At 77.0% G+C, this 9695-nt stretch carries 1 protein-coding gene; it reads left to right on the top strand.

The window, feature by feature from the left end:
- Positions 1-36: 36 nt before the first annotated feature.
- Positions 37-9639 (top strand): SDR family NAD(P)-dependent oxidoreductase, encoded by a 9603-nt coding sequence (locus tag ACFV3R_RS19660; RefSeq protein WP_385584223.1) that lies wholly within the window; start codon positions 37-39, stop codon positions 9637-9639.
- The last annotated feature ends 56 nt before the right edge of the window (positions 9640-9695 follow it).

Here is a 9695-nt window from a genome sequence, read left to right as displayed (position 1 = left end):
CCGCGGTCGTTGTTCGCGCAGGAGCCGTCCGAGCATGTGGACTGGGCTTCGGGTGGGGTGGAGTTGCTGGCGGAGTCGGTTGCGTGGGAGCGGGGTGAGTGGCCGCGGCGGGCGGGGGTGTCCTCGTTCGGGATCAGCGGCACCAACGCCCACGTCATCCTCGAAGAACCCGAGGCCGCACCACAGCCCGAACCCGCGGAGACCTCCCCCGAGCCCGCGGCGGACGGACGGGACGCCGACGCCACCGCCGCCCCCGTCCCGGTACCTGTGTGGGCCCGCACCGAACAGGCGCTGCGCGCCCAGGCCGAGGCGCTCCGCGACCGGCTGGCGTCCGACGAGACCACCCGGCCCGCGGACGTCGCGCACACCCTGGCCGGACGCGAGCCCTTCGGCCACCGGGCCGTCCTCGTCGCCGCCGACCGCGCCGCGCTCCTGGCCGGCCTGACCGCGCTGGCCCGCGGTGAGACGCCCGCCGCCGGCGCGGTGGCCGAGGCCACCACCCCCGCCAGGACGGTGTTCGTCTTCCCCGGCCAGGGCGCGCAGTGGGAGGGCATGGCCCGCGAACTCCTGGCCACCTCACCGGTGTTCGCCCAGCGCATGGCGGAGTGCGGCGAGGCGCTGGCAGAGTTCACCGACTGGTCGCTGCTGGACGTGGTGCGCGGCGAGCCCGGCGCCCTGGGCCTGGACCGCGTCGACGTCGTCCAGCCCGCCCTGTGGGCCATGATGGTCTCCCTCGCCGCGCTGTGGCGCTCCACCGGCGTCGAACCGGCCGCGGTGATCGGCCACTCGCAGGGCGAGATCGCCGCCGCGACCGTCACCGGCGCCCTCTCGCTGCGTGACGGCGCCCGCGTGGTGGCCCTGCGCTCGAAGGCCATCCGCGCCCTCGCCGGACAGGGCGGCATGCTCTCCGTCGCCCTGCCCGCCGCGCGGGTCGAGGAACTGCTGGCCGACCGCGCGGACGGGCTGTCGCTGGCCGTCGTCAACGGTCCGGACGCCGTGGTCGTGGCCGGCTCCCCCGACGCCCTGGCGGTGTTCGGCGCGCAACTCACCGCCGAGGGGCACCGGGTGCGCACCATCGCCGTGGACTACGCCTCGCACTCGGCACACGTCGAACAGGTGCGCAGCGAGATACTCGACGCCCTCGCACCCGTCGTCCCGCAACCGACCCGGACACCGTTCCTGTCGACCGTCACCGGCGAACCGCTCGACACCACGACCCTCGACGCCGACTACTGGTACCGCAACCTGCGGGGCACCGTCCGCTTCGACCTGGCCACCCGCAGCGCCCTCGAACTCGGGCACACCCTGTTCGTCGAGTGCAGCCCGCATCCCGTCCTGGCGAGCGCGCTACAGCCCGCCCTCGACGACGCCGGACACCCGGCCCTCGCCCTCGGCTCCCTGCGGCGCGGCGAGGGCGGCCTGGACCGCTTCCTCACCTCCGTGGCCGAGGCCCACGTCCACGGCGCCGACCTGGACTGGACCGCGCTGCTCGCGCACCACCGGCCGGTCCAGTGCGACCTGCCCACCTACGCCTTCCAGCACGAGCGGTACTGGCTGGAGGAGGTCCCGGCGGCAGGCGACGTCACCGCGGCGGGCCTCACCGGCGTGAGCCACGCCGTCCTGGGGGCCGCCGTGGAACTCGGCGACGAACAGGGCCTGCTGTTCACCGGCCGGCTCACCCCGCGCACCCAGCCCTGGCTGCCCGACCACGCCGTCACCGGCACCACCCTCCTCCCGGGCACCGCCCTGGTGGAACTCGCCGCCGCAGCCGGCACGGTGGCGGGCTGCCCGCGGGTGGCGGACCTCACGCTGGAGCGGCCCCTGGTCCTCTCCGAGGACCACGCCACCGCCGTGCAGGTCGTCCTCGGCCCCGAGGACGAGACCGGCAACCGCACCTGCACCCTCCACGCCCGTCCCGAGACGGGCGACCCGGCGCAGGCCGCACCGTGGCGGCGCCACGCGACAGGTGTCCTGACCGCCGGCCCCGGCCCGGTGCCCGACACCGGGTGGGCCGCCACCTGGCCGCCTGCCGGGGCGCAGCCCGTCCCGCTGGACGACCCGTACCACGCCCTCGGTCTGCGCGGCTACGACTACGGCCCCGCCTTCCAGGGCCTGCGCGGACTGTGGCGCACCGGCACGGAGGTCTTCGCCGAGGTCGAACTGGCCGAGGGCACCGACCCCGTGGGCTTCACCCTGCACCCCGCGCTGCTGGACGCGGCGCTCCACCCGGTCGCGCTGGGCGTGGTGGCCGCCCCGGAGGCGGACCGGGAGGCGCTGCGGCTGCCGTTCTCCTGGAGCGGCGTCAGCGTCCACACCACCGGCGCCACGGCACTGCGGGTGCGCCTGGCCACGGACACCGAGGGCCAGGTGGTCCTCACCGCCGCCGACCGGGACGGGAGCCCCGTCGTCACGGTGGAGGCCCTGGCCTCCCGCGCGGTCTCCCCGCAGGCGCTGGCCCGGCCGGATGCCGGCGGCCTGTACCGGACCGCCTGGAGCCCCGCCGCCCCGCACGACCCCGTCGAGGCGCCGCGTCTCCTGGTCCTCCCCGCCGAGCAGGACGCCGCGGCGGACCGGGCCGCGCTGGAGGCCCTGGTGGCCGCGGCCGGCGCCGGTGAGGAGGCCCCCACCGCCGTCGTCCTGCCCTGCCCCCCGCGCGCCGGCGCCGACCCGGTGGCGCACCTGCACGCCGTGACCGCACGCGTCCTGGAGACCCTGCGCCACTGGCCCGCCGACCGCCTTCCGCAGACCCGCCTGGTCCTGACCACCCGCGGCGCGGTCCGCACCGGGCCCGAGGAGACCGTGGCCGATCCGGTGGCCGCGGCCGTCACCGGCCTGGTCCGCACCGCTCAGGCGGAGACCCCCGACACCTTCGTCCTGCTCGACACCGACCCCGCGGCCCCCGACGGCCACGACGCCGAGGCCGTGGCCGCCGCACTCGCCTCGGGCGAGCCCGAGACGGCCCGGCGCGGCAAGACGCTCCTGGCGCCCCGCCTGGTGCCCGCCGAACCCGCGGCCGAACCCGCGGCCACCGAGGCGTTCCGCCCCGGCGGGACCGTCCTGATCACCGGCGGTACCGGCACCCTCGGCGCGGCGCTCGCCCGCCACCTCGTCGCCCGGCACGGCGTCCGCGACCTGCTGCTGGTCAGCCGGCGCGGCTCCGAGGCACCCGCAGCGGCCGGCCTGGTGACCGAACTGACTGCTGCGGGCGCCCGGGTGACGGTGCGGGCGTGCGACGTGGCCGACCGCGGCGCACTCGCCGACCTGCTGGCCGAGGTACCCGCCGAGCACCCGCTCACCGGGGTGGTCCACAGCGCCGGCGTCCTGGACGACGCCATGCTGGGCGACCTCACCCCGCAACGCCTGGCCGCGGTCCTGCGGGCGAAGGCCGACAGCGCCTGGCACCTGCACGACCTGACCCGCAACGCCGACCTGACGGCCTTCGTGCTCTACTCCTCGCTGGCCGGGTCCGTGGGCAACCCGGGCCAGGCCGCCTACGCCGCCGCCAACGCGGCCCTGGACGCCCTCGCCGCGCACCGCCGCGGCCTGGGGCAGCCCGGCCTCTCGCTGGCCTGGGGGCTGTGGGAGGAACTCAGCGCACTCACCGGCCGGCTGGACGGCGCCGAACTCGAGCGGCTCACCCGGTCCGGCGTCGCCCCGCTGCCGACCGAGCGGGCGCTGGCCCTCCTGGACGCGGCGCTGCCGCATCCCGAACCGGCCCTGGCCGCAGTCCGGTTCGAGGAGTTCGCCCTGCGCCGGCTGGCGGCCGACGCGGCCCTGCCGCGGGTGCTCACCGCGCTGGTGCGGGTTCCGGCCCGCCGCCAGGACGGCGGCGACGGCGGCGACCTCGCCGCCCGCCTCGCGGACGCCGACCCGCAGCAGGCACGGCGTCTGCTGACCGACCTCGTCCGCACCGAGGCCGCGGCCGTCCTGGGCCACCGGGAGGCCGGCACCCTGGACACCGCCCGTGCCTTCAAGGACCTCGGCTTCGACTCGCTCACCGCGGTGGAGCTGCGCAACCGCCTCGCCCGGCGCACCGGCCTGCGGCTGGCCTCCACCCTCGTCTTCGACCACCCGAGCCCGGAGGCGCTCGCCGCCCACCTGGGCGAGCGGCTCGTGGCCGGCCGTGCGACGCCCGGCCTCCCCGTGCCGGCGGTGAGCACCGCGGTGGACGAGCCGGTGGCGATCGTGGGGATGGCGTGCCGGTTCCCGGGCGGGGTGTCCTCGCCGGAGGAGTTGTGGGAGTTGGTGGCTTCGGGCAGGGACGCGGTGGGTGCCTTCCCGGAGGACCGTGGGTGGGACCTGGAGGGGCTCTACCACCCGGACCCGGACCACGCGGGGACGAGTTATGTGCGGGAGGGGGGTTTCCTGGAGGGGGTGGCGGACTTCGATCCGGCGTTCTTCGGGATGAGTCCGCGGGAGGCGTTGGCCACCGACCCGCAGCAGCGGTTGCTGCTGGAGACGACGTGGGAGGTGCTGGAGAACGCGGGCATCGACCCGCAGTCGCTGCGCGGCTCGGCCACGGGCGTGTTCACCGGCGTCATGTACAACGACTACGCCTCCCGGGTCCGGGACATCCCGGGGGACCTCGAAGGGTTCCTGGTGAGCGGCAGCGCCGGCAGCGTCGCCTCCGGACGCGTCGCCTACACCTTCGGGTTCGAAGGGCCCGCCGTGACCGTCGACACCGCCTGCTCCTCGTCGCTGGTCGGCGCGCACCTCGCCGTCCGGGCGCTGCGGGCCGGTGAGTGCGACCTCGCGGTGGCCGGCGGTGCCACCGTCATGGCCACGCCCGCCGCCTTCGTCGAGTTCAGCCGACAGCGGGGCCTGTCCGCCCGTGGCCGCTGCCGGTCCTTCTCCGCCGACGCCGACGGCGCGGCCTGGGCCGAGGGCGTGGGCGTCCTCCTCCTGGAACGCCTCTCCGACGCCCGGGCCCGCGGCCACGAGGTGCTCGCCGTCATCCGGGGCACGGCGGTCAACCAGGACGGTGCCAGCAACGGTATGACCGCCCCCAACGGTCCCGCGCAGGAGCGCGTCATCCGGCGGGCGCTCGCCGACGGCGGGCTCGCCCCGGCGGACGTGGACGCCGTCGAGGCGCACGGCACCGGCACCACCCTCGGCGACCCCATCGAGGCGCAGGCGCTGCTCGCCACCTACGGGCAGGAGCGGCCGGCCGACCGGCCGCTGTGGCTCGGCTCGGTCAAGTCCAACATCGGCCACGCCCAGGCCGCCGCCGGAGTCGCCGGCGTCATGAAGATGGTGCAGGCCATGCGGCACGCCACCCTGCCCCGCACCCTCCACGTCACCGAGCCCTCGCCCCACGTGCCCTGGGAGGAGGGGGCGGTGCGCCTGCTGACCCGGCAGGAGGTGTGGCCGGCCGGCGACCGCCCCCGCCGCGCGGGCGTCTCCGCCTTCGGCATCAGCGGCACCAACGCGCACCTCGTCCTGGAAGAGGCACCCGCGCCGAGCGCGTCCCCGGTGGGGGAGGCGCCCGCACCTGACGGGGCGGAGGAGACGCACGAGGCGGACGGGGCAACCGGGGCCGGTGTCCCGCCGCTCACCGGGACGGTGCCGCTGCTGCTCTCGGCCCGGTCCGAGGCGGCGCTGCGAGGCCAGGCGGAGCGCCTGCGGGCCGCCCTGCGCGAACAGCCCGAGACGGACCCCGCGGACCTCACCCACGCACTGGCCACCACCCGGCCCGCACTCACCCACCGGGCCGTCGTGGTGGCCTCGGACGCCGGCACCTGCCTCAGCGGGCTGGAGGCGCTCGCCACCGGCGCCGAGGCACCGCACACCGTGACCGGCCACGCGGCGGGCCCGGCCACCGGCCCCGTCTTCGTCTTCCCCGGCCAGGGGTCGCAGTGGGAAGGCATGGCCGTCGAACTGCTCGCCGGCTCCGAGACCTTCGCCCGCCACATCGAGGAGTGCGCCGAAGCCCTCGCCCCGCACGTGGACTGGTCGCTCCTGGACGTCCTCCACGGCCGCCCCGGAGCACCCGGACTGGACCGCGTGGACGTGGTGCAGCCCGCCCTCTTCGCGGTGATGGTCTCCCTCGCGGCGCTGTGGCGCTCCATGGGCGTCGAACCCGCCGCCGTGGTCGGCCACTCGCAGGGCGAGATCGCGGCGGCGTGTGTGGCGGGCGCCCTGTCGCTGGCGGACGCCGCGAAGGTGGTCGCGCTGCGCAGCAGGGCACTGGCGGAACTCTCCGGGACCGGCGGCATGGTCTCGGTCCCGCTGTCCGCGGACGCCGCGGGCGAACTTCTCGGCCACTGGCCCGGACGGCTGCACCTGGCCGCCGTCAACGGGCCGGCCGCCACCGTCCTGGCCGGCGACCCGGAGGCACTGGAGGAACTCCTCGCCAGGTGTGAGGAGGACGGGGTGCGCGCCCGCCGCATCCCGGTCGACTACGCCTCCCACACCCCGCACATGGCCGCCCTCGAGGAACGGCTGGCCGACCTGCTGCACGGCATCAGCCCCCGGCAGGCCCAGGTGCCCTTCCACTCGACGCTGACCGGCCGGCTGCTGCCGGACACCACCGCGCTGGACGCCCGCTACTGGTACGAGAACCTGCGCAACACCGTGCGTCTGCAGGAGGCGGTGACCGCCCTCGCCGGGACCGGCCACGAGGTCTTCCTGGAGATGAGCGCCCACCCGGTGCTCACCGGCGCCCTCGGCGACACCCTGGACGGAACCGGCGCCGCCCTGGGCACCCTGCGCCGGGGCGACGGCGGACCCGAGCGGTTCCTGCTGGCACTCGCCGCGGCACACACCCGGGGAGTGGACGTCGACTGGGCACGGCTCTTCCCCGCCACCCCCGCCCGGCGGGTCCCGCTGCCCACGTACGCCTTCGACCGCCGGCGCTACTGGCTGGAGGTGCCGCCCGCAGTCGGCGACGCCCAGGGCCTGGGCCAGGACGGCACCGGCCACCCCCTGCTGACCGCCGCCGTGGAACTGGTGGAGGGACAGGGCACCGTGCTCACCGGCCGCGTCACCGCCGAACAGGGCGGCTGGCTCGCCGACCACGCCGTCCTGGGAACGCTGCTGTTCCCCGGCGCCGGCTTCGTCGAACTGGCCCTGCGCGCCGCAGCCGAGGCGGGCGCCGCCGGCGTGGCGGACCTCACCCTGGAGGCGCCGCTGGTGCTGCCCGAGCGCGGCGCCGTCGACCTGCGGGTCACGGTGGGAGCGGCCGACGCCGACGGCATGCGTCCGGTGACGGTGCACTCCCGCGCGGGCGAGGACCCGCAGTGGGTGCGGCACGCCACCGGCACGCTCACCGGCACCCCGGAGCCCGCCCCCGCGCCGGAGCCGGGCCCCTGGCCGCCGGTCCGGGCCCGGGCGGCGACACCGCCCGACGCCTACGCCGTCTTCGACCGGTACGGCCTGGCCTACGGCCCCGCCTTCCAGGGACTGGGCGAGGTGTGGCGCGACGGCGAGGACCTGTACGCCGAGGTGGCCCTGCCGGAGACCGCCGACGCGGCACCCTTCGGCGTCCACCCCGCCCTCCTGGACGCCGCACTGCACGCCGCGGCCCTCGTCACCCTGGAGGAGGGCGACGGCACGCTGCGCCTGCCCTTCTCCTGGAGCGGGGTGGCGCTCCACGGCAGTGGCGCCGCCCGGGCCAGGGTGCGGCTGAGCCCCACCGGCCCCGACGCCTGGACCCTGGTGATGACCGGGTCCGATGGCGAGCCGCTGCTGTCCGTCGCCTCGATGGCCACCCGACCGGTCCGCGCCGACCAGCTGGCGCGGGCGGCCGCGGCCACCACCCCGGCCGTCCTCACCTGGGAGGCCCGCCCCGGCACCGCCTCCGGCGGGCAGCCCTCCTGGGTCACCGTGGGCGACCTCGACCTGGCCGGTGCGGTGCGCTACCGGGACGTCCCCGACCTGGCCGAGGCCCTCCGAGCGGGGACCACACCCCCCGCCGCCGTCGTGCTGCCCGCCCCGGCCGGCGGTGACGGCGACCCGGTCGACGAGGTCCACTCCGCCTGCGCCCGGCTGCTGGAGACGCTCCGGCAGTGGCAGGCCGAGCCCCTGTTCGCCCCGTCGCGCCTGGTCGTGGTGACCACCGGCGCGGTGGCCGCCGGACCGGGGGAGCACGCCCCGGACCTGACGGGAGCCGCCGTGCGCGGCCTGGTGCGCGCCTTCCAGGCGGAGGAGCCCGGACGCGTCGTCCTCGTGGACGCCGACCGGTGCGAAGGGGCCGGCCTCGCCGCGGCGCTCGCCTCGGACGAACCCGAGGTGGCCGTGCGCGACGGCTCCGTCCACGTACCGCGGCTGGCCCGCACCCGGGCCGAGGACCGCGGCGAGCGGGCCGCGTTCGGCGCGGGCACGGTGCTCGTCACCGGCGCCACCGGAACCCTCGGCGCGCTGCTGGCCCACCACCTGGTGACCGAGTACGGCGTCCGCCACCTGCTGCTCACCGGCCGCAGGGGACCCCAGGCGCCCGGCGCCGAGCAACTGCGTGCCGAACTGACCGCGGCGGGCGCCGAGGTGACCCTGGCGGCCTGCGACGTCGCCGACCGGGCCGACCTCGAACGGCTCCTGGCCCAGATCGCGCCGGACCGGCCGCTCACCGCGGTGGTCCACGCCGCGGGCGTCCTGGACGACGCCACGGTGGCGGCCCTCACCCCCGAGCGGCTCGCGGCGGTACTGCGCCCCAAGGTCGACGCGGCCTGGCACCTGCACGACCTGACCAGGTCCGCCGACCTGTCGGCCTTCGTGCTGTTCTCCTCCCTCGCCGGCACCGTCGGCAACGCGGGACAGGCCAACTACGGCGCCGCCAACGCCTTCCTGGACGCACTCGCCGCCGCCCGCCGCGAGCAGGGCCTGCCGGCCGCCTCCCTGGCGTGGGGGCTGTGGGAGGCCGAAAGCGGGATGACGCAGACGCTCGGCCACACCGGACGTGAACGGCTCGCCCGCGGCGGCGTCGTGCCCATGACCTCGCAGACGGGCCTGGAACTGTTCGACGCGGCGCTGGCGCTGCCCCACCCGGCACCGGCGCTCGCCCGCTTCGACACCGCGGCCCTGCAGCAACTGGCCCGCGAGGAAGCCCTGCCGGCCCTCCTGCGGGGACTGGTACGCACCGCACCGGCGCGCCGCACGGCCGACCGGGAACCGGCCGCCGGCGGGGACCGGCTGCGCCGGCGCCTGGCCGGGCAGTCGGCGAAGGAACGCACCGGCATCCTCGTCGAGACCGTCCGGGAACACGCCGCGGCCGTACTGGCCCACCCGGACCCCGCGGCCCTGGAACCCCGGCGCGGCCTGCTGGAACTGGGCTTCGACTCCCTGACCGCCGTGGAACTGCGCAACCGCCTGGCCCGCGCCACCGGTCTGACCCTGCCCAGCACGCTGCTCTTCGACCACCCGACGATCACGGCCCTGGCCGACCACCTGGACCAGCGGCTGGCCGCCGAGGACGACCCGGCCACCGCCCTCCTGGACGACCTGGACCGGCTGGAGAGCGCCCTGGCCGCACTCGATCCCGCCGGCCGCTCCCGCGGCCCCGGCGAGGCGATCGGCGCCCGCCTGGAATCGCTGCTGAAGGCCTGGCACGGCGGCAGCGAGCCGGCCGCCGTGGCGGCCGCGGACCTCTCCGGCGCCACCGACGACGAACTGTTCAGCCTTCTCGACGACGAGTTGGGCCGATGAGAACCCGCCCGGCACAGGCGGCAGCACAGCACGAACCGGACACGAAGACCACTGAG

The sequence above is a fragment of the Streptomyces sp. NPDC059740 genome, assembly GCF_042733155.1.
GTDB lineage: Bacteria > Actinomycetota > Actinomycetes > Streptomycetales > Streptomycetaceae > Streptomyces.
Note: the sequence above shows the minus strand (reverse complement) of the source record. Positions and strands in the feature narration are given on the sequence as shown.